Origin of the sequence: Streptomyces sulfonofaciens (assembly GCF_014656295.1) — a bacterium.
Taxonomy (GTDB): Bacteria; Actinomycetota; Actinomycetes; order Streptomycetales; family Streptomycetaceae; genus Streptomyces; species Streptomyces sulfonofaciens.
Genome location: NZ_BNCD01000026.1, coordinates 34,990 through 58,556, shown reverse-complemented (window position 1 = coordinate 58,556; position 23,567 = coordinate 34,990). Strand labels below are relative to the sequence as shown.

At 74.0% G+C, this 23,567-nt stretch carries 18 protein-coding genes; 15 read left to right on the top strand and 3 right to left on the bottom strand.

Annotated features, from left to right (window positions below):
• Nucleotide 1: 1 nt before the first annotated feature.
• The 11 genes from IE313_RS30180 to IE313_RS30130 all read left to right on the top strand — a co-directional run bounded on the left by IE313_RS30180 (nt 2) and on the right by IE313_RS30130 (nt 15,328).
• Nucleotides 2-907 (top strand): carbohydrate ABC transporter permease, encoded by a 906-nt coding sequence (locus IE313_RS30180; RefSeq protein WP_229925084.1) that lies wholly within the window; start codon nt 2-4, stop codon nt 905-907.
• Nucleotides 908-916: 9 nt separating this feature from the next.
• Nucleotides 917-2,275: a 6-phospho-beta-glucosidase gene (locus IE313_RS30175; RefSeq protein WP_189937847.1), complete on the top strand. Its 1,359-nt coding sequence runs from the start codon at nt 917-919 to the stop codon at nt 2,273-2,275.
• Nucleotides 2,272-3,360: an N-acetylglucosamine kinase gene (locus IE313_RS30170; protein WP_189937845.1), complete on the top strand. Its 1,089-nt coding sequence runs from the start codon at nt 2,272-2,274 to the stop codon at nt 3,358-3,360. Before IE313_RS30175 ends, IE313_RS30170 begins: the two co-directional genes overlap by 4 nt.
• A 61-nt stretch (nt 3,361-3,421) precedes the next feature.
• The gene (locus IE313_RS30165) at nt 3,422-3,565 is read left to right on the top strand and encodes a hypothetical protein (protein WP_189937843.1); all 144 of its coding nucleotides are present in this window, start codon (nt 3,422-3,424) and stop codon (nt 3,563-3,565) included.
• 211 nt (nt 3,566-3,776) lie between these two features.
• Nucleotides 3,777-5,279 (top strand): GlnX family signal transduction membrane protein, encoded by a 1,503-nt coding sequence (locus IE313_RS30160; RefSeq protein WP_229925083.1) that lies wholly within the window; start codon nt 3,777-3,779, stop codon nt 5,277-5,279.
• A gap of 164 nt (nt 5,280-5,443) precedes the next feature.
• A complete protein-coding gene (locus IE313_RS30155) occupies nt 5,444-6,373 on the top strand; it encodes a glutamate ABC transporter substrate-binding protein (RefSeq protein WP_229925082.1) in 930 nt (309 codons plus the stop codon).
• Between the two features lie 205 nt (nt 6,374-6,578).
• On the top strand, nt 6,579-7,895 hold the full coding sequence (locus tag IE313_RS30150; RefSeq protein ID WP_189937838.1) for a hypothetical protein: 1,317 nt from the start codon (nt 6,579-6,581) through the stop codon (nt 7,893-7,895).
• Nucleotides 7,892-10,585, top strand: coding sequence for a serine/threonine-protein kinase (locus IE313_RS30145; RefSeq protein WP_189937835.1), 2,694 nt, complete (start codon nt 7,892-7,894; stop codon nt 10,583-10,585). Before IE313_RS30150 ends, IE313_RS30145 begins: the two co-directional genes overlap by 4 nt.
• A gap of 2 nt (nt 10,586-10,587) precedes the next feature.
• Nucleotides 10,588-12,303, top strand: a complete 1,716-nt coding sequence (locus IE313_RS30140) for a PP2C family protein-serine/threonine phosphatase (RefSeq protein WP_189937833.1) — start codon at nt 10,588-10,590, stop codon at nt 12,301-12,303.
• Between the two features lie 97 nt (nt 12,304-12,400).
• A complete protein-coding gene (locus tag IE313_RS30135) occupies nt 12,401-13,765 on the top strand; it encodes a VWA domain-containing protein (protein ID WP_189937831.1) in 1,365 nt (454 codons plus the stop codon).
• Between the two features lie 294 nt (nt 13,766-14,059).
• Complete coding sequence (locus tag IE313_RS30130; RefSeq protein ID WP_189937829.1) at nt 14,060-15,328, top strand: FHA domain-containing protein; 1,269 nt, start codon at nt 14,060-14,062, stop codon at nt 15,326-15,328.
• A gap of 140 nt (nt 15,329-15,468) precedes the next feature.
• Here the strand turns inward: IE313_RS30130 and IE313_RS30125 are convergent, their stop codons facing one another.
• A complete protein-coding gene (locus IE313_RS30125; protein ID WP_189937827.1) occupies nt 15,469-16,467 on the bottom strand; it encodes a methyltransferase domain-containing protein in 999 nt (332 codons plus the stop codon).
• A gap of 269 nt (nt 16,468-16,736) precedes the next feature.
• On the opposite strand from IE313_RS30125, the gene IE313_RS30120 reads away from it, so the two are divergent.
• The 4 genes from IE313_RS30120 to IE313_RS30105 all read left to right on the top strand — a co-directional run bounded on the left by IE313_RS30120 (nt 16,737) and on the right by IE313_RS30105 (nt 22,154).
• Nucleotides 16,737-17,150 (top strand): globin, encoded by a 414-nt coding sequence (locus tag IE313_RS30120; RefSeq protein WP_189937826.1) that lies wholly within the window; start codon nt 16,737-16,739, stop codon nt 17,148-17,150.
• A 743-nt stretch (nt 17,151-17,893) separates the two neighbouring features.
• Nucleotides 17,894-19,741 carry an MFS transporter gene (locus IE313_RS30115; RefSeq protein ID WP_189937824.1) on the top strand — a complete coding sequence of 616 codons (1,848 nt, stop codon included), beginning with the start codon at nt 17,894-17,896 and terminating at the stop codon, nt 19,739-19,741.
• Between the two features lie 317 nt (nt 19,742-20,058).
• Nucleotides 20,059-21,123, top strand: a complete 1,065-nt coding sequence (locus IE313_RS30110; protein WP_189937821.1) for an alkene reductase — start codon at nt 20,059-20,061, stop codon at nt 21,121-21,123.
• Between the two features lie 251 nt (nt 21,124-21,374).
• Entirely contained in the window at nt 21,375-22,154 is a 780-nt protein-coding gene (locus tag IE313_RS30105) for an SDR family NAD(P)-dependent oxidoreductase (protein ID WP_189937819.1), read from the top strand.
• Nucleotides 22,155-22,164: 10 nt separating this feature from the next.
• Here the strand turns inward: IE313_RS30105 and IE313_RS30100 are convergent, their stop codons facing one another.
• Nucleotides 22,165-23,082, bottom strand: a complete 918-nt coding sequence (locus IE313_RS30100; protein WP_189937817.1) for a DUF8010 domain-containing protein — start codon at nt 23,080-23,082, stop codon at nt 22,165-22,167.
• Nucleotides 23,079-23,558 carry an acyl-CoA thioesterase gene (locus IE313_RS30095; RefSeq protein WP_189937816.1) on the bottom strand — a complete coding sequence of 160 codons (480 nt, stop codon included), beginning with the start codon at nt 23,556-23,558 and terminating at the stop codon, nt 23,079-23,081. Before IE313_RS30095 ends, IE313_RS30100 begins: the two co-directional genes overlap by 4 nt.
• Between the last annotated feature and the right edge of the window lie 9 nt (nt 23,559-23,567).

The following is a 23,567-nucleotide window of genomic DNA, read 5'->3' as shown; positions in this document are numbered from 1 at the left end:
GATGACCGACACGTCCGCGGGCCGCGTGCCCGCCCGTCCCACCCGGGCGGCCGCGCCGGGCCGGGCCGCCCGCAGGGCGCGCCGCACAGCGCTGCTGGAGTGGATCGCCGTGCACGCCCTGGGGGTGGCCGCCGCGCTCTTCTTCGTCCTCCCGTTCGTGTTCGTGGTCCTGACCTCGCTGATGACCGACCAACAGGCCCTGACCCGCGACCTGGTACCGAGCACCTGGCAGTGGTCCAACTACCGCGCCGTGTTCGACACTCCGGGGTTCCTCACCTGGTGGCGCAACACGCTGCTCTACGCGGGCCTCGGCACCGTGCTGACCGTGGTCTCGTCGGTGCCGGTGGCGTACGCGCTCGCCAAGTTCCGCTTCCGCGGCCGGCATCTGTCGCTGATGCTGGTGATCTCGATGATGATGCTGCCGCCGCAGGTGATCATCATCCCGATGTACCTGTTCTGGGCCAAGGAGCTGGGCCTGTCCGGCACGCTGTGGCCGCTGATCGTCCCGATGGCGTTCGGCGACGCGTTCTCCATCTTCCTGCTGCGGCAGTTCCTGATGACGATCCCGGACGAGTACCTGGACGCAGCCAGGGTCGACGGCTGCGGGGAACTGCGGGTGCTGCTGCGGATCGTGCTGCCCATGGCGCGCCCGGGGATCGCGGCCGTCGCGCTCTTCCAGTTCTTCTACGCCTGGAACGACTACTTCGGACCGCAGATCTACGCGTCCGAGAACCCCGGAGCCTGGACGCTCAGCTACGGCCTGGAGTCGTTCAAGGGCGCCCACCACACCGACTGGAACCTGACCATGGCCGCGACCGTTCTGGTCATGGCCCCTGTGATCGTCGTGTTCTTCTTCGCGCAGCGGGCGTTCGTCGAAGGGGTCACGCTGACCGGAGTGAAGGGCTGAGTGCACCGCATGCAGGAGACCACCGGGGGAGCCGCCCCACGCCACGCCGGCGCCCAGGGGCCCCGCCCCGCGGCACACAAGATCGTCGTGGTGGGCGGCGGGTCCACCTACACACCCGAGCTGATCGACGGCTTCGCCCGGCTGCGGGACGTCCTGCCGGTCGCCGAGCTGGTCCTCGTCGACCCGTCGGCGCACCGCCTCGACCTGGTCGGCGGCCTCGCCAAGCGGATCTTCGCCAGGCAGGGGCATCCGGGCGCCATCACCACGACCGGCGACCTGGACGCCGCCCTGGACGGCGCCGACGCCGTACTGCTGCAACTGCGCGTCGGTGGCCAGGCCGCCCGCATGCAGGACGAGACCTGGCCGCTGGAGTGCGGCTGCGTCGGCCAGGAGACCACCGGCGCGGGCGGCCTCGCCAAGGCGCTGCGCACCGTCCCCGTGGTGCTCGACATAGCGGAGCGGGTGCGCAGCATCGCCCCCGACGCCTGGATCATCGACTTCACCAACCCGGTCGGCATCGTCACCCGTGCCCTGCTGAAGGCCGGCCACAAGGCGGTCGGCCTGTGCAACGTGGCGATCGGCTTCCAGCGCAAGTTCGCCGCGCTGCTCGGCACCGAGCCGTCCGAGGTCCACCTCGGTCACGTCGGGCTCAACCACCTCACCTGGGAGACGAGTGTGCGCCTCGGCGGCCCCCGGGGGGAGGACGTGCTGCCCGCCCTGCTCGCCGAACACGCCGACGCCGTCGCCGCCGACCTCCACCTGCCCCGCGCCGTCCTCGACCGCCTCGGCGTCGTCCCTTCGTACTACCTGAGGTACTACTACGCGCACGACGAGGTCGTCAGGGAGCTGCGCACCAGGCCGTCGCGCGCCGCCGAGGTCGCCGCCATGGAGGAGCAGTTGCTGGCGATGTACGGCGATCCGGCACTCGACGAGAAGCCGGCGCTGCTCGCCCGGCGCGGCGGGGCCTACTACTCGGAGGCGGCCGTCGACCTCGCGGCGGCGCTGCTGGGCGGCGGGGGGACGTCCGCCGGCGGCCGGGGCGCCGGCAGCCCCCACCAGGTCGTCAATGCGTTCAACAACGGCACCCTGCCCTTCCTGCCGGACGACGCCGTGATCGAGGTCCAGGCGGCCGTGGGCCCCACCGGCGCCGCTCCGCTGCCGGTGCCCGCGCTCGACCCGCTCTACGCGGGCCTGGTCGCGCAGGTGACGGCCTACGAGGACCTGGCGCTGGACGCCGCCCTGCGCGGCGGCCGCGAGCGGGTCTTCCGCGCACTGCTGGCCCACCCGCTGATCGGCCAGTACGCCTACGCCGACGCCCTCACCGACCAGTTGATCGCGCACAACCGGGAGCACCTCGCGTGGGCATGACGCCTCCTTCCGCCGCACCGGGAGCACCGTGCGCGGCCGTTCCCAGGGCCTCCACCGGCGGCGCCGCGCGGCACACGGAGCGAGCCACCGCGCACCCGGAGCCGGTCGGACCAGGCGCGGGCACCGTGCTCGCCGTGGACGCCGGGAACAGCAAGACGGACGTCGCCCTGATCGCCGCCGACGGCCAGGTCGTCGGCACCGCCAGGGGCGGCGGCTTCCAACCGGCGCGCACCGGCGCCGAGGCGGCCGTGGACGTCGTGGCGAAGGCCGTGGCCCAGGCCGTGGGCCCCGCGGGACCGCGTGCCGTCGGCCATGTCTCGGCCTGCCTCGCCAACGCCGACCTGCCGGTCGAGGAGGAGCAGTTGGCCGCCGAGCTGCGCCGCCGCGGCTGGAGCGCCAGCGTCGAGGTGCGCAACGACACCTTCGCGGTCCTGCGCGCGGGCGTGGCAGAGCCGCGCGGTGTCGCGGTCGTGTGCGGGGCCGGCATCAACTGCGTGGGCATGCTCCCGGACGGGCGCACCGCCCGCTTCCCCGCGATCGGCCGGATCTCCGGCGACTGGGGCGGCGGCGGGGGCCTGGCCGAGGAGGCGCTGTGGCACGCGGCGCGCGCCGAGGACGGCCGCGGCGGCCCGACGGCCCTGGCCCGGACCCTGCCCGGGCACTTCGGCCTCGGTTCGATGTACGAGCTGATCGCCGCACTGCACCTCGGTGACGTCGACGAGACCCGGAAGCTGGAGCTGACGCCCGTGGTCTTCGCCACCGCCGCGGACGGCGACCCGGTGGCGCGCTCGCTCGTGGACCGGCTCGCGGACGAGGTGGTGGCCATGGCGACGGTCGCCCTCAAGCGGCTCGACCTGCTCGGCGAGGAGGTGCCGGTACTGCTCGGCGGCGGCCTCCTCGCGGCCCGTCACCCGCAGTTGGACGACGGTGTCCGCGCCCGGCTCGCCGAGCGTGCCCCGCGCGCCGTGCCGCAGGTGGTCACGGCGCGCCCGGTGCTGGGCGCCGCGCTGCTGGGCCTCGACCACCTGGGAGCCCCTGAAGAGGCGCACGCACGCGTACGGGCGTATTTCGGGGCCGCCGGGTGACGCAGGCACCGGCCGCGCACCCCGAGCCCCCGGCGCACGGAACCGCCGCACCTTCGAAGGCGTGTTCCAGGACGGGTGGGTGACGGCGCACGTGGAGCGCGCAGTGGCCCTGGCCGCCGACGGCGGTGCCGGACCGGCGCGCGTGACGGCACCCGCGGCCCTCCCCGCGCGCCACGGGTACAAGATCGCGTCAACGCTGGTGTGAATGTCGGTCACGACGGCCATACTTGCGCCCGTGGACTTCTTCCCGCGCACCTGGCGCAACCGGGCGGAAGTGACCGTCGTACGACCCAGGGGGAGGTCAGGTGACACACCCGCCGCAGGGGAACCCGGTGCCACCGGGCCCGGGGACACCGGTGCCGGGTGCGCCGGTGCCGGGTGCGCCGGTGCCGGGTGCGCCGGTGCCGGGTGCGCCGGTGCCGGGTGCGCCGGCCGTTCCGCCGGCCCGGCCCGGCTCCGCCGCCCCCGCCCAGCCCCGCGCGGTCCACTCGGCGCCTTCGGCCGGGGCGGGGCGGCCGGGCGGTGCCAGGCCGGGCGGCCAGGGCGGCCCGGTCCCCGACCGGCGCTCCGCCTGGGCGGAGGGGATCGAGCGGCTGCGCGCGGGAGCCGCGACCGAACCCGGCAGGCTGCGCATCATCGGTGCCGTACTGGCCCTGCTCGTCCTCGCGTTCGGCGCCGTCACCGCCTGGCAGACCACCGGCCGGGCGGACGCCGCCGACCAGGTGCTCACCCACAGCCAGCGGCTGAGCGCCGACGCGGCCGACATCTACCGCTCGCTCGCCGACGCCAACACCGCCGAGTCCACCGGCTTCCTCGTCGGCGGCCAGGAGCCGAAGAACGTACAGGACCGGTACGCCAAGGACATCGAGACGGCCGCGGAGAAACTGGCCACCGCCGCGGCCAACACCGAGGCGGACTCCGAGTCGGCGAAGGCCATCGCCGAGCTGAACAGACTGCTGCCGCGCTACACCGGCCTCATCGAGCGCGCCCGCGCCAACAACCGCAACGGCCTGCCCCTGGGTGCCGCCTACCTCCGCTACGCGAACAGCATGATGCAGACGCAGATGCTGGACCAGGCCGAGAGGCTCTATGAGACCGAGAACGACCAACTGCACGCGGACTACGACGACGCAACCCCCTATCCCTGGGCGGCGATCGGCCTGGGCGTGGTCGCGCTCGGCACCCTCGTCTGGGCCCAGCGGCGCACCTACCGGCGCACCAACCGCGTCTTCAACTCCGGCCTGCTCGCGGCGACGGCCGCGTGCACGGCCGCCCTGCTGTGGCTGATCGTCGGGCACACGGTCGCGCGCATGGACCTCGACGAGTCCTACGACCACGGGGTGCTCTCCCTGACCGTCCTGGACGACGCCCGCATCGACTCCCTGAAGGCCCGCGGCAACGAGAACCTGACGCTGATCAGCCGCGGCGCCGAGACCCGCGACGTGCACGGTACGACGGTCGACGAGTTCGACTACGAGTTCAAGCAGCAGATGGCGCAGCTCGGCGGGGCCGACGGCAGCGGCGGCCTGCTGGGCAGGGCCGCCTCGCTGGCCGACGACCGCGCGGGCAAGGACCCGGTGACCAGGGCGATGGCCAGCGTCAGGGAGTGGCAGGCCCGGCACAAGGACGCCCGCGACATGGACAACGCCGGGGACTACGACGGCGCGAAGAAGAAGGTCATCGGCGATCCGGAGAAGCAGTCCGCGGGCGAGGACCAGCAGTCGACGGGCGACTCGTTCGACGCGGTCGACAGGCAGCTCGGCCGGGCGCTGGAGCACGAGCAACTGGAGTTCTCCCGGGCGGCCCAGGACGGCCGGGACGCGATGTCGGGCCTGCCGGCCGGTGCGGCGGTGCTTGCGGTACTGGGCGCGGCCGGCGGCGTGCTCGGCATCGGCCGCAGGCTCTCGGAGTACCGGTGAAAGGGGGCGGCAGCATGGGCGAGACACCACCGGACGGCCGTGCGGGCGGGGGCGCAGCCACGGGCGCGTGCCCGGCGCGGCCCGCCGGGACGGGCGCGGCAGGGCCGCAGCGGCGCACGCGCCGGCCGACCGCGCGGCTGCGCGGGTGGGGCGGGGTGGCGGCCATGGCCGTGGCCTGTGTCCTGACGGCCGCCCTCACGCTCCTGCCGCTGCGCCAGGCCCAGCAGCACGCCGGCGGCGCGGACGGCACGGGCCCGGGCACGGCGCAGGCGCAGCGCGCGGCCGCCGCCACGTGCAGCCACCCGGAGGCCAGCCTGCGCCCCTCCCCCGCCGACGGGCCGACGATCGACGCGATCAAGAAGAAGAAGTACCTCGTCGTCGGGATCGACCAGAGCAGCTACCGCTGGGGCTACCGGGACCCGAACAAGATCGACAACAGCGATCCGGAGGGCTTCGACATAGACCTGGTGCACGAGATCGCCGAGCAGATCCTCGGCGATCCCGACGCCGTGCAGTACCGCGCCGTGCCCACCAGCCAGCGTGTCGCCGCGATCCAGCGCGGAGACGTCGACATGGTGGTGCGCACGATGACCATCACCTGTGAACGCGCCGAGGACGTCGCCTTCTCCACGGCCTACTTCGAGACCGGGCAGCAGATAGTGGCCCCCAAGAGCTCCGGCATCACCGGCTACAACGCCACGCTCAAGGGCAAGCGGGTCTGCTCGGCCGACGGCTCCACCGCGCTCAGCGAGCTCAGGAAGAAGTCGTTCGGTGCCGACATCTCCATCCAGGTGCCCAACCAACTCGACTGCCTGGTACGGCTCCAGCTCGGCGAGGCCGACGCCGTGGTGACCGACAGCGCGCTCGCCGCGGGCCAGGCGGCGCAGGACCCCACGATCGAGATCAAGGGGGACCCGTTCACAGAGGAGTACTACGGCGTGGCCATGAAGAAGGGCGCGGACGACCTGGTCCGCCGCGTGAACCACATCCTGGACGACTACCGCAGGAGCGGCTGGCGCGCGTCGTACGACAAGTGGCTGCGCGACGACCTGGGCGAGACGTCCGGACCGCCCGCGCCGAGATACACCACATGACGGGCGGCGACCGGCACACGACCGGTGGCGACCGGCCGAAACGGCACGCGGTCGACAGCCTGTCGATCTGACGGCACTGAGAGTTGGGACAGGGCGGGCGACCGGGCGAGGTCCGGGGACCACCGGGCCCGGGCGCGGCTGACACACCGGGCCGGACGGGAACCGGAGCAGCCACCGGGCAGGACCGAGAGTGGAGAGGTGATCGATGGGCGTCGCGGGACCCCCTGGGCCGGTGATGGACCGGGACGAGGTGGACCGTGCGCTGGCGCGGCTCGGCGCGGAGCACGAGGCGATCGAGACCTCGCTCCTCGCCCTCCAGGACCACGCGGGCCGCAGACTCCTCGAAGGCGCCGAGCTGACCGGCACCACACGCGAGCGCTGGGCGGCCGCCGATGCCTCCATCACCCTGCTGTGGACCTGTTTCGACGCGTACACGGACGCCCTGCGCACCGCGCGCGAGCTGCGCTCGCGCCGCCGCTGGCCCAGCCGTGACGACCTGGTGGAGCTGACCGAGCTGCTGCGCGGCGAGAGCATCGCCGTCTCCGGCACCCTGCCGCCGGGCGCGCCGGACGGCCGCGCCCGGCTGAGCGAGCTGCTCTCCCTGGAAGCCCTGGTGACGAGGATGAACGACCTCTACGCCGGCTCGCTGGACCTGGTCGTAGCGGCCGACACCGTGTGGTCCGCGCTGCCCGCCCGTATCGACCTGCTCTCCGCCGAGTTGCAGCGCACCAGGCAACTGGCGCACTCCGTCGGCGTACGCCCCGGAGAGCACCCCGCGGGCGACGACCTGGAGCGCATCACCAGGGCGCTGACCGCTCTGCGGGCACAGGTCGTCTCCGATCCGCTGGCCTTCTGGAAGCCCGCGGCGACGGGCAGCGCGGCCCCGGGCGGCGGGCGCCCGGACACCGGGCGCTACGACCGGGAGGCACGGGCGCTGGAGGACGTCCGCCGCGAGATCGACGCGGTGCTGACGGTACGTCAGGACGCGGAGGCCCGTCTCGTGAAGCTGCGCGACGTGCTCTCGCGTGCGGACCGCACCCTGGCCGAGGCGCGCTCCGCGCGCGGCGAGGTGCTGGCCAAGATCGCGGCGTCCGAGGTGCCCGCGGTCTCCGGGCCGCCGACGGCACTCCAGGAGCAGCTCACCACCGCCGCCGAGTACCGCAGGAACGGCCAGTGGCACCGCCTGTCGCCGCTGCTGGAGTCCCTGGAGGAGAAGGCCGAGGACGAGTTGCTGCGTGCCCGGGAGTCCCTCACCGCCGTCACCGCGCCGCTCGCGGTCCGCGCGGAGCTGCGCGGCCGTCTGGACGCCTACAAGGCGAAGGTCACCCGGCACGGCATGGCGGAGGACCCGCTGCTCGTCGAGCGGTACGACGCGGCGCGCCGGATGCTGTGGAGCGCGCCCTGCGACCTGCGCGCCGCGGAGGCCGCGGTACTGCGCTACCAGCAGGCGGCCGCCGAGGTGCTGACCCCGCGGGTCCCCGAGCAGGGCGGGCCCGCCGGCCGTAGGGGGGAGTCGTCATGAGCGGGCAGGACTGCCAGCGGCCCGACTGCACGGGCTCGTACGAGGACGTCGGCGGCGGCGAGCTGTACTGCGGCACCTGCGGGCTCGCACCGGTCGTCTCGGCCAACGGCATGGTCGGCTCCCCGCCGACCGGCATCGCGGGCCGGCCCAGGGGGGCGGACGCCGAGGGCCCGGCCAGCGGCTCGGTGCGCGGTTCCGGACCGGGCTCGGCGCGCTCGGCGACGTCGCGCAGGTCCGTCTCGGGCCGGCTCTCGCGGTCGCTGGCGGGGAACGCGACGGCCCGCTCGGTGTCGGTGCGCAGCTCGGGCACCGGCACCGGCTCCTCCAGCCGCGGCAGGCTCGGTGCCGGCCTGGTGAAGGTGCCGGAGGTGCCACGCCCCGACCCGCGCGCCATGGTGCTGGAGCGCCCCGAGGTGCCCGAGCGCAAGCGGTTCTGCTCGCGCACCGACTGCGGTGCCCCGGTGGGCCGCGCGCGCGGCGAACGCCCGGGGCGCACCGAGGGGTTCTGCACCAAGTGCGGGCACCCGTACTCGTTCGTGCCGAAGCTGCACCGGGGCGACATCGTGCACGGCCAGTACGAGGTGGTGGGCTGCCTGGCGCACGGCGGGCTCGGCTGGATCTACCTCGCCGTGGACCGTGCCGTCGCCAACCGCTGGGTGGTGCTCAAGGGCCTGCTGGACACCGGCGACCAGGACGCGATGGCCGCCGCCATCTCCGAACGGCGCTTCCTGGCGGAGATCGAGCACTCCAACATCGTGCGGATCTACAACTTCGTGGAGCACCTCGACCAGCGCACCGGCTCCATGGACGGGTACATCGTCATGGAGTACGTCGGCGGCAAGTCGCTCAAGGAGATCGCCAACAGCCGCCGAGCCCCGGACGGCAGACGCGATCCGCTGCCGGTCGAGCAGGCCTGCGCCTACGGCATCGAGGCCCTGGAGGCGCTCGGCCACCTGCACAGCCGCAACCTGCTCTACTGCGACTTCAAGGTCGACAACGCCATCCAGACGGAGGACCAGCTCAAGCTGATCGACATGGGCGCGGTACGCCGGATGGACGACGACGAGTCGGCCATCTTCGGGACGGTCGGCTACCAGGCCCCCGAGGTCGCCGAGGTCGGCCCGTCGGTGGCCTCGGACCTCTACACGGTCGCGCGCACCCTCGCCGTGCTCACCTTCGACTTCCAGGGCTACACCAACGTCTTCGTGGACTCGCTGCCGGACCCGGACCACATCGACGTCCTGCGCACGTACGAGTCCTTCTACCGGCTGCTGGTGCGCGCCACGGATCCCGACCCGGCCCGCCGGTTCGCCTCGGCGCAGGAAATGGCGGAGCAACTGACCGGCGTGCTGCGCGAGGTCGTCGCCCTCCAGACCGGCCGGCCGCGCCCCGCGCTGTCCACCCTCTTCGGCCCCGAGCTCAAGGTCACCGACACCGAGCTGTTCAAGGAGGCGGGGCCGGAGGTCTCCCGCTTCGGCCCCCGGCCGCTGCCCGCACCGAGGAGGCGCGCGGCACCGGCGTCCACCGGCCACCCACCGGCACCGGCGTCCGGTGGCCAGGAGGCACAGGCACCGGGGCCCGGTGGACAGGCACAGGCACCGGCACTGGTGTCGGCACCGGCAGCACAGGGGAGCGCGGGTGCCCGGCCTGCGCCGCACCGGCCAGGTTCCGCCCCGGCGATCCCGGCGGGCCCGGCCCCCCTCCCGGCACCGGGCCCCACCGGGCAGGCAGGCGCCCGGGCCGCCGCTCCCGCGCTGCCGATCCCGAGGGTCGACGCCAACGACCCGAACGCCGGCTTCCTGGCCGGCCTCATCGCCTCCGCCCCCAGCGAGCTGATCAGCGCCCTGCGCACCGCCCCTGCCAACTCCCCCGAGCTGCGGCTGCGGGAGCTGCGCGCCCGGCTCGACATGGGCGAGCTGGCCTCCGCGGCGGACACGCTGGACGCCCTGGAGCGCGACCACCCGGACGACTGGCGGGTCATCTGGTACCAGGGCGTGGTGGCCCTGGCCACCGGCGACCACGCCCGCGCCGCGCTGTCCTTCGACGCCGTCTACGACGCCTTCCCCGGCGAGCCCGCACCCAAGATCGCGCTCGGCATCTGCGCCGAGGCGCTCGGGCAGCTCGACAACGCCGCCGAGTACTACCGCCTCGTGTGGACGACGGACCCGAGCTACGTCAGCGCGGCGTTCGGCCTCGCCCGGGTGCAGTTCGCGGCCGGCGACCGCAGGGGTGCGGTGGGCACGCTGGAGTCCGTTCCCGAGTCCTCGATCCACTACACCGCCGCACGGGTGGCCGCGGTCCGGGCGAGGCTCAGGCACCGGCTGGCCACGGCGCCCGGCGGCACCGGCGCGCCGGGCAGTGCCGACCCCTCGTTCCTCGCGGACCTGACCGCCGCGGCCGGGCAGGTGGAGGCCCTGGACGCGTTCGGCCTCGACGCGGTCCGCAGGGAGCTGTTGTCGACGGAGGTTCTGGGTACGGCCCTCGACTGGGTACTCTCCGGTAGCCAGGGTTCCGCCCCGCCCCGCGGCGGCGGCAGAACCGTGCTGCTCGGCAGCGAACTTGACGAACGTGGACTCCGCTTCGGCCTGGAACGGTCGTACCGGACGCTGGCCCGACTCACGGACAGCGGCAGGGAGCGGATCGAACTGGTGGAGCGGGCCAACCGCCTCCGCCCCCGGACGTGGGTGTGAACATGTCGCAGATGCCCCAGTCGGCCGCCGGGTCGACCTGCCCCAACCCGGCCTGTGAGGAGCCGGTCGAGTCGGGTGACCGCTTCTGCGGAGGGTGCGGGTACGACCTGTCGACGGTGTGGGCGGCGGTCGGCGACCGCCCGACCCTCCCGGTCAACGGCGCCCGTGGCGATCGGACCGGCACGACGCGGCAGGCCCCGCGGGGTTCCGGCCCCGCGGGCCTGGCCCGGCCCGGCGCCGCGCACCCTGGTGCCCCGGAGCACGGCGCCGGCGCTCCCGGCGCGGGCGCTCCCGGCGCCTTTGTCGAATGGCCCGCGGCTCCCGGGACCGACGGCTCCGAACTGCCGGCGCCGGTCCATCTGCCCACGGACCTGCCCGGCACCGACTCGGGCGGCGGCGCCCTGCCCACGCACACGGAGGACGCGGTGGGCCCCGCCGACCCGGCCACCGGCGAGCGGCGGCCCACGCCACCGGCCGCGGCTCCCGAAGGCCCCGGCACCGCACCGGGACCGGCCGCCGGCCCCTCTGCGCCGCCTGCGCCGCCCGCGCCCCCGCAGCAGCCCCCGTCCTTCCCGGCGGCCGGCGCCGCGGCCGCGCCCGTGCCGCCCGGTGCGCCGGCGCCCGCCTCGGCGCCCAACGCCGCCCCAGCGCCGCAGCCGGCCGCCGCCGAGCCCGAGGACTACGAGCTGGCCGCGCCCCGCCCGCCCGCCGGCACGGTGCTCCGCGACGACCCGCCGGGTTCCGGCGCGCCCGCCGACCCGCGCACCGTGGTGCCCGGCGCCCTGCCCGCGCCCGCCCCGGAGGCCAGGCTCTGCGTCTTCTGCGCCACGGGCCGGGTCGACCGGGACGACTACTGCGAGAACTGCGGCAAGGCCCAGCCCCGCGAGCGCGACCACGTCGAGCAGGAGCTGGGCGCGGTGGCCGCGGTCAGCGACCGCGGCCACCGGCACCACCGCAACGAGGACGCGTTCGCCGTGTCGTCGACCGCGCTCCAGGACGGCGCGCCCGCCGTGCTCGCCATCGTCTGCGACGGCGTGTCGTCGGCGAGCCGGCCCGACGACGCGTCGTCGGCCGCGTCCCGCGCGGCGACCGAGTCCCTGCTGGCGGCCCTGCCGCGCGGCACGCATCCCCAGCAGGCCATGCACGAGGCCATCCTCGCCGCCTCGAAGGCGGTCAACGCCCTGGCCGGGGAGCCCGGTGCGGTCCACGCACAGGGACCGAACCACAACGCCCCCGCCTGCACGCTGGTCGGCGCGATCATCGCGAAGGACCTGCTGGTCGTCGGCTGGGTCGGTGACAGCCGCGCCTACTGGGTACCCGTCGACCGCAGCGCCCCCGCCGCCCGGCTCACGGAGGACGACTCCTGGGCGGCGCAGATGGTCGCCACCGGGCTGATGAACGAGGCGGAGGCCTACGCGGACGAGCGCGCGCACGCCATCACCGGCTGGCTGGGCGCCGACGCCTACGAACTGGAGCCGCACACCGCGGCGTTCAAGCCTGACCGGCCCGGCGTGGTGGTGGTGTGCACGGACGGCCTGTGGAACTACGCGGAGGGCGCGGGCGACATGGCGTCGATCCTGCCCCCGGACGCCGCACAGCGCCCCCTGCACAGCGCCCGGGTGCTGGTCGGCCACGCCCTCGACGGCGGCGGCCACGACAACGTAACAGTGGCCGTGCTGCCGTTCCCGGCTCCGCCGCCGGGGGCAGGATCGGCCTGACGGGGCCGGGCCCGGCACGGGCCGCGGCCACGATCACGACCGGCGAGGAGAGATGCCACCCACCCGCCGTGGGAAAGCCTGAGGGGGAGCGGATTCCATGGCCAGATTCTCGAAGTCGAACGCACCGCGGTTCGCGGTCGACGTCTACCAGAACGAATACCTGCCGGCCGGCGGGCGCGACGTCAACGCCATCGTGACGGTCACCGCGACCGGCGGCGGCACCACCGGCACCACCGGCGCGCACCTGCCAGGGCCGGGGCGGACACCCGACGCCGCGGTGGCGGTCATGGTGGACTGCTCGGGTTCGATGGACTACCCGCCGACCAAGATGCGCAACGCAAGGGAGGCGACGGCAGCCGCCATCGACACGCTGCGCGACGGCGTGCACTTCGCCGTGATCGGCGGCACCCACCGGGCCGTGGAGGTCTATCCGGGCGCGGGCCGGCTCGCCGTCGCCGACGAGGCGAGCCGGGAGCAGGCCAAGCAGGCGCTGCGCAAGCTCTCCGCGGGCGGCGGCACGGCCATCGGCACCTGGCTGCGGCTCGCCGACCGTCTGCTGGCGACCGCCGACGTCGCCATCCGGCACGGCATCCTGCTCACCGACGGCCGCAACGAACACGAGTCGGCCGACGAGCTGAGGGCCGCGCTGGAGGCCTGCTCGGGGCGGTTCACCTGCGACGCACGCGGTGTCGGCACCGACTGGGAGGTCAAGGAGGTCACCGCCATCGCCTCGGCGCTGCTGGGCAGCGCCGACATCGTCGCCGATCCGTCCGGGCTAGCCGACGACTTCACCCGGATGATGGAAACGGTGATGGGCAAGGAGGTCGCGGACGTCTCGCTGCGGCTGTGGACGCCCATGGGCGCGGAGGTCGCGTTCGTGAAGCAGGTCGCGCCCGCGGTGGAGGAGCTGACCGCCCGGCGCACGGAGGCGGGCCCGCGCGCCGGCGACTATCCGACCGGTTCCTGGGGCGACGAGTCCCGGGACTACCACGTCTGCGTCCGGGTGCCGGCCGCCGGCGTCGGACAGGAGATGCTCGCGGCGCGGGCCTCGCTGGTCGTCCCGGCGGACGACGGCTCGGTGCGGACCCTGGCGCAGGGCCTGGTCCGCGCGCTGTGGACCGACGACCTGTCCGCGTCCACGTCGATCAACCCGCAGGTGGCGCACTACACCGGGCAGGCCGAGCTGGCCGAGGTCATCCAGCAGGGCCTGGACGCGCGCAAGGCCGGCGACGACGACGGTGCAACCGCCAAACTGGGCCGCGCGGTTCAGCTCGCCGGCGCCCTCGGGAACGAGGACACCGCGAAACTGCTCGCAAAGGTGGTGGACGTGGTGGACGTCGCGGCAGGTACTGTGCGACTGAAAGCGAGGGTCGCGGACGCCGACGAGATGACCTTGGAGACCAGGTCGACCAAGACGGTCCGCGTGAAGAAGTCGACATCCAGGGAGCCGCAGCAGGGGTGAGGAGCACGAAGGGCCCCGGACGCCCCGGCCACGAGGGCCGGGCGAAACCGCGGGAGATCCGCAGAACCCGGGGCCGCGGAAGTTGCGTCATAGCTGTCGCGCCACCGATGGCGCGGCGCCGCAGCAACACCGTGGTGATGTCCGTGATCCGCATCAGGGCCGTCACGTCACCACATCGACCGGCCTCGCGTCACGGTGGTGCAGTGCACACTCGGACGGAGCACGCTCAAGGACGACGGGAACGTCCGGACTCGCCGGCCACCGGGCCGGAGAAGGAGAGGGGGAAGCGCCGACATGCTGACCTGCCCGAACGGACACCAGTCGCGTTCCGACGACTGGTGCGAGGTCTGCGGTCACCGCATGGCCGGTACCGTGCCCCCGCCACCCCCGCCCCCCGCCGCGTACGGCTATCCGCCGGCGCCCGCGGCGACCGACCCGGGTCCGGGGCAGGCCGAGGCGGAACTCTGCCCGCAGTGCCACACCCCGCGTGAGGGCGGTGCGCCCTTCTGCGAGGAGTGCCGCTGGAACTTCCTGACCAACACGGCGACGTCGTACACCCCGGCGGCCCCGCGTCCCCCCGTCTCCGGTGGCAGTCCGCCGATGCACTTCCAGCAGTCGGCACCGGCCGGGCGGGAGCCGTACGAGTACCAGAGTTCGCGGCCCTCGCAGGTGAACAGACCCGCGGAGCCCCTGCCGCCCGGGCCGCCGTCGTTCGGCGGTGACACGGCGGGCCCGCCCCCGCCGCCTCCGGGAACCGGTGGGCACCGTCTCGGCGGACCCGGCGAGCCGGCCGGTACCGGTGGCCCCGGAGCACCCGCCCCGGGCGGCGCGCCCGCCGCGTTCCAGCAGCAGCCGGGCGGCGCGCTGCCTCCGCCGCCCCCCGGGTTCCCGCAGGAGAACGGCCGGGTGCCCGGTCCCCCACCGCCTCCCCCCGCCGGCAGAGGTGACGACGACTGGGTGATCTCGCCGCCTGCGGCCGCGGCGGCCGGGGGCCCGCCGGCTCCGCCCGCGCCGGGCGGGCAGCATGCCGGTGCCCCGCCGGCCTACCAGCAGCCCGGTCCCCCGCCGCCGGGGCCCGGCGGCCCGGGCGGGTTCGGTGGACCCGGTGCACCCGGCGGGCCCGGCGGGGTCGGTGGGCCCGGAGGCTACGCACCGCCCGGCACCTGGACGGTCACCATCGGCCCCGACCGCGAGTACTTCATGGCGATGATGCAGCGCTCGGGCCCGGAGGCGACGGGCCTGAACCTCCCCGCGTACTCGCCCGAGCAGCAGCGTCCGCTGACCGGCGAACGGATCACCATCGGCCGCCGTCGGCACTCCACGGGCGACACTCCCGACATCGACCTCTCGGTGCCGCCGGAGGACCCGGGCGTGTCGCACCAGCACGCGATGCTGGTGCAGCAGCCGGGCGGCTCCTGGGCGGTCGTCGACCAGAACTCCACCAACGGCACCACGGTCAACGGCGCCGAGGACCCCATCCAGCCCTTCGTGCCCGTTCCGCTCCAGGACGGCGACCGGGTGCACGTCGGGGCCTGGACGACGATCACCATCCGCCGCGGGTAGCGATCGTCCCCGCCCGTGCACGGGCGGGGCGGTCCGCGGCCGGGCGAGGCGGTCCATGGCAGGGCGGTCGACGGCCGGGCGGGGCGGGCGAATGCGTTCCCGGGATCGCCCGGCCCCGCGGGCACGGCCGCGCCCGCCCCTCACAGCCGCCAGGCGTACGGTCCGTTCGGATCGTCCAGCCATGCCCGAGCACTGTCGCCGTCGACCGTGACGCCGTACCGTTCGCGGGCCGGACGGGCCGCGCGGTCCCAGATCCGAAGGGCCTCCCGCGGATCGAGCCTGCCGCCGGTCAGCTCCAGCAGGAACCGGAAGGAGTCGTCCTCCAGGGCCCGGCACGGCAGCCGGCCCAGCCCCGGAGGCTCCTCGCCGCGCAGCACGGTGTCCCCGGTGCCGCCGCGCAGCGGGACGAAGAACGCGGGCGAGGGCAGGAAGCGGCCCTCCGCGCGGTCCGGCCCCGCCACCTCCAGGAGGAGGAGACCGGTGGCGAACGGCGTCAGGATGCGTGCACCGCGCCGGCACTGCGCCAGCCAGGGGCGTGGCACGTCGTCCAGGGTGCAGGTGGCGATGATCCGGTCGTAGGGTGCCCGCTCGGCCCAGCCGCGCGTGCCGTCGCCGGTGACGACGGCGGGGCGGTGGCCGGCCGCGGCGAGGTGGCCGCGTGCGGAGTCGGTGATCTCCGGATCGAGGTCGACGGTGGTGACCCGCTCGTCGCCGAGGCGGTGGGCGAGGAGCGCGGCGTTGTAGCCGGTGCCCGCCCCGATCTCCAGAACCGCGTGGCCCTCCCCGAGGCGCAGGTCGGCGAGCATCCGGGCCATCAGCGACGGCTGGCTGCTCGACGTCAGCAGCCGGCCGTCCCGCACCCGGGTGGCCAGCGCCGTGTCCGCGTAGGCGCCCCGCAGCCAGGCGGCACGGCGGGCGGGATCGGGGTCCTCGCCCCACAGCCGCTCGTATCCGCGCCCGGCCGGCTCGGCGACCACGTAGTAGTAGGGCACGAAGAGGTGGCGCGGCACCTCGGCGAAGGCGGTGCGCAGGGCCGGGTCCCCGTCGAAGGCGCCGCCGGCCGCGATCTCGCGCACCAGCGCGGCCCGCGCGGCGGCGGCCGTCCCTTCGAGGGCGTCGTCGAGGGCGTTGGAGGTCATGCCTCCACTGTGCTGCGGCCGCACGGCGGCAGACCAGCGGCCGCGCGGGGGCGCCTGGGGCCGCGCGGGGGAATGCCGTGCGCCGCAGGGCGTGTGTCGCGAGGCAGGTGCGGGGTGCGCGCGGGAGGCGTGCGCGGGGTGTGCGCGGGCACGGGGGCTGAACCAGGCCCCCAATGTGATCAAAAGTGGTCCAAGTAAGACAAAGGTCAGCAAGGGCGGGCCGGGACGGTTTCCCGGGGCCTGCATCACGGGCCGGTCGGTCTGAGACCATGGAGCGCGTGAATGAGATTCCGCACGGCACGCTTCAGGAGCAGTCCTTCTACGAGCAGGTCGGCGGCGAGGAGACCTTCCGGCGCCTGGTGCACCGCTTCTACGAGGGCGTCGCCGAGGACCCGCTGCTGCGCCCGATGTACCCGGAGGAGGACCTGGGCCCTGCCGAGGAACGCCTCGCGCTCTTCCTGATGCAGTACTGGGGCGGCCCCACGACGTACGGCGAGCGCCGCGGCCATCCTCGGCTGCGGATGCGCCACGCCCCGTTCGCGGTCGACCGCGCGGCGCACGACGCCTGGCTGAGGCACATGCGGGCCGCCGTCGACGAGCTGGGCCTGAGCGAGGAGCACGAGCACACGCTCTGGAACTACCTGACGTACGCCGCCGCCTCCATGGTGAACACCGCCGGCTGAGCCGTCCCACCGGCCGGCCCGGTCGGGCAGCCGGGCCGGCGGCCCGAACCGGCCGGGGGTGCTCCCGGCCGGCCGACCGATCCGCAGATCCGCTCACCACACCGACCGCCCCCTCCCGAGCGCCGCTCACCCCTCCCGCACGCGCCCCCTCCCGTGCGCCGACTGCCGCACGCCGCCGCACGTGCCGACGCCCTGCCGGCCACCGGCGCCCCGGCCCCGCCGGCCCCTCGTGCGGCACGGCGGGCGGCACCGCATCGCGGTGGGCGGCACCGTGCCGCCCGGTGAGCGACACCGCATCACGCGTCGCGCTACGCACCGGCCGCCCATGCCGCAGCAGACAGCGCACCGGCCGTCCGGGCCCGGCCGTCCGACCCCGGACCCCGCACCTGCCGCGACCGGCGCCACCGCACACAGGACCGCCCACCGCGCAGAGCCACCCGCCGCACAGGTCCACCCGCCGCACAGGTCCGCCCGCCGCACAGGGCCCGCCCACGAGCGGGGCAGCCGCCCCCGGCACAGGGCCCCGGCGCCCCGCACCCCCGGCCTCCCGCGCGGCCCACCCCACCGTTCCGCCGCCTCCGCCGCACCCCCGCCCTCGCGCGCGTGCGAGCGAGGGGTTACCAGGGAGAGCGTGTGGACGTCAGTGAGAGGAGTTAGATTTACTTGTAGCAACCAACGTTCTTGATCCGTGTGCCCGCCGCCCGCGGTGGGAGGCGGACGGAAGGAGCAGGGGCATTGTGGGCATGAGCCGGATAACCGCCGCGGCACCCCCGGGCAACGGGCCGGGCGAGCACTACAAGTGGATCGCGCTGTCGAACACCACGCTCGGTGTGCTGATGGTCATGATCAACCAGTCGATCGTGCTGATCGCTCTGCCCGACATCTTCCGGGGGATCGATCTCGACCCGTTGGACCCGGCGAACACCAGCTACCTGCTGTGGATGCTGATGGGCTTCATGGTGGTCACCGCCGTGCTCGTCGTCACGTTCGGCAGACTCGGCGACATGTTCGGCCGGGTACGCATGTACAACATGGGCTTCGCGGCCTTCACCGTATGTTCCATCGCCCTGTCGTTGACGTACTTCGACGGCAGCGCGGGCGCCCTCTGGCTGATCGGCTGGCGCATCGCCCAGGGCATCGGCGGTGCGCTGCTGTTCGCCAACTCCACGGCGATCCTCACCGACGCCTTCCCCGCCCACCAGCGCGGCACGGCGCTCGGCATCAACTCCATCGCCGCCATCGCGGGCTCGTTCATCGGCCTCATCCTCGGCGGCGTACTGGCCCCGGTGAGCTGGAAGCTCATCTTCCTGGTGTCGGTGCCGTTCGGCGTCTTCGGCACCATATGGGCGTACCTCAAGCTCCACGACACCGGCGTGCGCCGCAAGGCGAAGATGGACTGGTGGGGCAACGTCACCTTCGCGGTGGGCCTGATCTCGGTGCTGGTCGGCATCACGTACGGCATCCAGCCCTACGGCGGCAGCACGATGGGCTGGGCCAACCCGCTGGTGCTGCTCGCCCTGCTCGGCGGCGCCGCGGTCCTCGGGATCTTCGTCTGGATCGAGCTCAAGGTGGCGGAGCCGCTCTTCAGGCTCTCGCTGTTCCGGCTGAGGGCCTTCACCGCGGGCAACATCGCCAGCCTGATGATGGCGCTCGGCCGCGGTGGCCTCCAGTTCATGCTGATCATGTGGCTCCAGGGGATCTGGCTGCCCCTGCACGGCTACAGCTTCGAGAAGACCCCGCTGTGGGCGGGCATCTACATGATCCCGCTGACCATCGGCTTCCTGCTCTCGGCACCCCTGTCCGGCTGGCTCTCCGACCGGCTCGGGGCGCGCGCGTTCACGGTCGGCGGGGCGGTGCTCACCGCGGCCGGGTTCGTCGCGCTGATGGCGTTGCCGACCGACTTCGACTACTGGGTCTTCGCGCTGCTGCTCTTCGTCAACGGCCTGGGCTCCGGCCTCTTCGCCTCGCCGAACCGCGCCGAGATCATGAACGCGCTGCCCGCCGAGTCCCGGGGCGCGGGCGCCGGTATGGGCGCGACCTTCCAGAACTCGGCCTCCGTCCTGTCCATCGGCGTCTTCTTCAGTCTCATGATCGCGGGCCTCTCGCACACTCTGCCGACCGCCATGCACGACGGACTCGTCCAGCAGGGTGTGCCGCAGGACGTGGCCCAGGGCGTCTCCCAGCTACCGCCCATCGCCGTGCTGTTCGCGGCGTTCCTCGGCTACAACCCGTTCCAGCAGTTGCTGGGTGACCAGTTGGCGAAGCTGCCGGGCGGCGGGGCGGACATCACCAGCAAGGAGTTCTTCCCCCACCTGATCTCCGGGCCTTTCCACTCCGGCCTGATCGTCGCCTTCTGGTTCGCGGTCGCGGCCTGCGTCATCGCGGCCGTCGCCTCCCTGCTGACCGGCAAGGTCGGCGGCAAGCACGATGTGGTGACGCCCGAACCGCTCGGCGAGGAACTGGCCGCGGTCTCCGGCCAGTTGGGCCTCGCCGAGAGCGAACTGGTCGTCCCGGACACGGCGATGGGCGCCCCGAGCACCAACGCCGCACCCACCGCCGACGGCACCGGAGGCGAATCCGGTCGCACCTGACCCCTGCCGCACGGTCCCCACTCGGTGCAGGCACAGGCGGGGCGGAGGTTGCGCACCACCACGCGGGGGCGGATACACGGGGGCGGCCTCCCCATCGGCCGCCCGCTCATGAGGTGCGCGACACACCGGGCGCTCGGCCCAACTCTCCCGCGCGCCGGGCGCGTTGCCGCGACAGGGGTTCACGCAAGAAGTAGTTGAATGCTAAACTTCATGCGTCGGGACAAGGCCCGCCGTTGCGGCGGGACGACACGGGCACCCCTGCCCCCGGGAAGCCGAACGCACCCGGAGGCCGTCGAGCCGGGAGAGGACACAGAGCTGTGACGAACGCATTCGAACCCATCACCATCGGAGCCACCACGGCAGCCAACCGCGTGTTCATGGCCCCCATGACGCGCAACCGCGCCACTCTGGACGGGGTGCCCACCGAGCTGATGACCGAGTACTACACGCAGCGGGCGGGCGCCGGGCTGGTCATCACCGAGGGCATCCAGCCGAGCCGCGTAGGCCAGGGCTACATCGCCACACCGGGACTGCACAACGCCGAACAGACCGCCGCCTGGCGGACCTTAACCAACGCGGTCCACGCCGCGGGCAGTACGATCTTCGCCCAGATCATGCACGCCGGCCGTATCGGCCACCCGCTGCTGACGGGTTTCACCCCCGTCGCACCCTCGGCCGTACGGGCACCCGGAGGCACCCACACCGCCGAGGGCCGCAAGGACAACGTCGTCCCTCGTGAACTCACCGAGGACGAGATCCTCCAGACCGTCGCCGACCACGTCGCCGCGGCCCGCAACGCCCTGGAAGCGGGCTTCGACGGGGTGGAGCTCCACGCGGCCAACGGCTACCTCCTGCAGCAGTTCCTCTCCGACAACGTCAATCTGCGCACCGACCGGTGGGGCGGCAGCGTCGAGAACCGCATCAGGTTCCCCGTCGAGGTCGTCAAGGCGGTCGCCGCGGCTGTCGGCCCCGAGCGTGTGGCGCTGCGCATCTCACCCGGGAACACCGACCTCGGCATCGTCGAGAACGACCCCGCCGAGCTGTACACCGCACTTCTCAACGCCCTGTCGGACCTGCCGCTCGCCTACGTCCACATGCGGGAGACCGGGGAGCGCGACCTGACGCTCAAGGTGCGGGCCGCCTGGGCCGGGCCGCTCGTCCTCAATCCGCTGTACGACGAGCACGCGCCGCACGAGGCCCTGGCGGAGGTCCTGGAGGGCGGCATCGCGGACGCCGTGGCCCTCGCACGACCGTACCTGGCCAATCCGGACCTCATCGCCCGCATCAGGACCGAGGGCCCCTACAACACGGCCGACCCCAAGACCTTCTACGGAGGCGACGCACAGGGCTACACGGACTATCCGTCGATCACCTCCGCCTGACCCCCGCCCGCAGCACGACCACGGCGCGACCACGGCCGGCCGGCCCACCGGCGCACCCCTCCCGGGCGGTGCCCCTCCCAGAGGGTGCCCGGCGGGCCGGCCGGCCCGGCGAGCGGCCCTTCACGCCTCCGGCGGTCCGCCGTGGGGACGACGGCCGGCGCGGGACGGCCGCCGAACAGGCGACCCGCTGCTCCCGCCGCTACGGAGGAGTGGTTTGCTGAGATCTCCCAGATGAGGCAAAAGGGGAGAACATGGATCTGCAGTTGGCCGGACGCCGTGCGGTGGTCACCGGAGGGAGCCGAGGCATCGGGTTCGCGGTGGGCCGTGCGCTCGCGGCGGAGGGCGCGGCCGTCGCCCTGATAGCGCGCAACGCCCACGGCGTCGAGGAACAGGCAGCCCGACTGAGCGCCGAGACCGGTGCCCGGGTGGTGGGCATCGCCGCCGACACCGGTGACGACGCCTCCGTGGCGGCGATGGCCGAGGCCGCGATCAGCAGCCTCGGCGGGGTGGACATCCTGGTCAACAACGCGGCCGCCATCATGACGTCGGCATCCGGGGATGACCGCCTTGAGGAGCAGATCAACGTCAAGGTCCGCGGCTACCTGCGCTGCGTTCGCGCCCTCACCCCGGGGATGATCGAACGCCGGTGGGGGCGTGTCATCAACATCGCGGGACTCGCAGCGCGCCAGACGGGCTCGGTGACCGGATCGATCCGCAACGTCGCGATCGCCGCCATGACGAAGAACCTGGCCGACGAACTCGGTCCGCAGGGGATCAACGTAACGGTGGTGCACCCCGGGGCCACCCGCACCGAGTCCATGCTGCAGGCCGTCGAGGAACATGCGGCGGCGAGCGGGCGCAGCCCTGCGGAGGTCGAGCGGCAGTTCGCGGACTCCGTATCCATCGGGCGCCTGGTGGAGCCGGAGGAGGTGGCGTCCGTGGTCGCCTTCCTCGCCAGCCCGCTCAGCGTCGCGCTCAATGGCGACGCGGTGTCCGCGGGCGGCGGCGCCAAGGGCGCGATCCACTACTGAGCGGCGCCGGCTAGGCAGGCGTCACACTGAGCATGCCGGTTCCGGCACCGGTACGGCGTACCGCGATCGAACCGTACGGCGTGCGCAGCCGCAGCCATGCGCCGGCGGCAAGGAGGGTGACGGGTACGGGGGCACCCGGTGCTGCCGCGGCCCCGGATGCACCGGGCGCCACGGACGTGCCGGGCGCTGCGGGAGTGTCCGGCGCCGCGGGCGTACCGGGTGCCGATGAGCCCCGCCCACCGGGGCCGGCGCCCTTGCCGGTGCTCCCGGGCCCCCCTGTACCGCCCCGGTCATCGGGGCCGCCGGGACTATCGGCCCTGGTCCGCCTGCCCGGTACCGCCGCCTCAGGCCGGGGCGCCGGTGCACGCAGGAACCCGAGTGCGTGGGCCGCGTGGGCCGCGCGCACCGGAAGGTCCGTGTCACCGACCGGCCTGGACCAGATGTCCTGGCCGATCCGGTCCAGCTCGGCGCGTGTCCGCCGCTCCTCCCCCAGCTCCTCGCTGCGGGTCCGGAACTCCGCGACCACCCCGGCCACCAGCCCCGTCAGCGCCCGCGGCGCGGGCAGACCGGGCTCAGGCCGCCAGCCGCCGCGCGGCGGCAGGACGCCGGCCCAGGGCGGCCCGGTGACCGCCTCGGGCACGACGGCCGTCGCCGCCCGCTCGTCGATGGCCTCCAGCAGGTCGCCCGCGGACACGGTGGTGTCCAGGACCTCGTCCAGGCCGTGCTCGTACGGCTTGGCGAGCCTGGCCGTGCGGATGGCGAGGACCTCGAAGGACGGCGGCCGGCCGAAGACGGCGAGCGTGGTCCCGGAGACCTGGACGCGGACGGCGGCTGCGCGGTCGTAGTGCAGCAGCCGCATCAGGAAGGCGGCGAGGTCCGCGGCCTCCCCGGCGTCGGTGAACTGCACACTCCCCCGGACGGCGGTCATACGACGAGTGCCTCCGGGTCGCGGCCCGGCCCGCCGGTCGGGGCCGTGCCGTCGTCCAGGTAGCCCTCCAGGAAGGACCGCTCCTCGTCGGTGATCCGCCGCGGCCGCTGCCTCTCCAGGTCGTAGGGCACCACGATCGTCTTGGCCCGCGCGTACACCGTGCCGGTGACGGAATCGGTGTCCTCGCTGTCCTTGATCTCGTACGCGATGGTGGTCGACGCGGCGTTGATCCGCGTCACCCAGGACTCGATGACCACCGGCTCGTGCCGGTGGACCAGCGGGCGAACGTAGTCGATCTCGTGGCGGGCCACGACGGAGCCGCCGGAGAACGACGGCGAGCCGTCCGACCGCGCCAGCCGGAACATGAAGTCGATGCGCGCTTCCTCCAGGTAGCGGACGAAGACGACATTGTTGACGTGCCCGAAGGCATCCATGTCCGACCAGCGCAGCGGACAGCGGTAGAGGTGCCGAGCCACAGCTTCCGT

Coding starts and splice junctions, on each gene's coding strand:
- IE313_RS30170 (WP_189937845.1), top strand. CDS start 2,272: ATGACGCCTCCTTCCGCCGCACCGGGAGCACCGTGCGCGGCCGTTCCC.
- IE313_RS30180 (WP_229925084.1), top strand. CDS start 2: ATGACCGACACGTCCGCGGGCCGCGTGCCCGCCCGTCCCACCCGGGCG.
- IE313_RS30175 (WP_189937847.1), top strand. CDS start 917: ATGCAGGAGACCACCGGGGGAGCCGCCCCACGCCACGCCGGCGCCCAG.
- IE313_RS30155 (WP_229925082.1), top strand. CDS start 5,444: ATGGCCGTGGCCTGTGTCCTGACGGCCGCCCTCACGCTCCTGCCGCTG.
- IE313_RS30115 (WP_189937824.1), top strand. CDS start 17,894: ATGAGCCGGATAACCGCCGCGGCACCCCCGGGCAACGGGCCGGGCGAG.
- IE313_RS30135 (WP_189937831.1), top strand. CDS start 12,401: ATGGCCAGATTCTCGAAGTCGAACGCACCGCGGTTCGCGGTCGACGTC.
- IE313_RS30150 (WP_189937838.1), top strand. CDS start 6,579: ATGGGCGTCGCGGGACCCCCTGGGCCGGTGATGGACCGGGACGAGGTG.
- IE313_RS30105 (WP_189937819.1), top strand. CDS start 21,375: ATGGATCTGCAGTTGGCCGGACGCCGTGCGGTGGTCACCGGAGGGAGC.
- IE313_RS30125 (WP_189937827.1), bottom strand. CDS start 16,467: ATGACCTCCAACGCCCTCGACGACGCCCTCGAAGGGACGGCCGCCGCC.
- IE313_RS30140 (WP_189937833.1), top strand. CDS start 10,588: ATGTCGCAGATGCCCCAGTCGGCCGCCGGGTCGACCTGCCCCAACCCG.
- IE313_RS30120 (WP_189937826.1), top strand. CDS start 16,737: ATGGAGCGCGTGAATGAGATTCCGCACGGCACGCTTCAGGAGCAGTCC.
- IE313_RS30145 (WP_189937835.1), top strand. CDS start 7,892: ATGAGCGGGCAGGACTGCCAGCGGCCCGACTGCACGGGCTCGTACGAG.
- IE313_RS30130 (WP_189937829.1), top strand. CDS start 14,060: ATGCTGACCTGCCCGAACGGACACCAGTCGCGTTCCGACGACTGGTGC.
- IE313_RS30100 (WP_189937817.1), bottom strand. CDS start 23,082: ATGACCGCCGTCCGGGGGAGTGTGCAGTTCACCGACGCCGGGGAGGCC.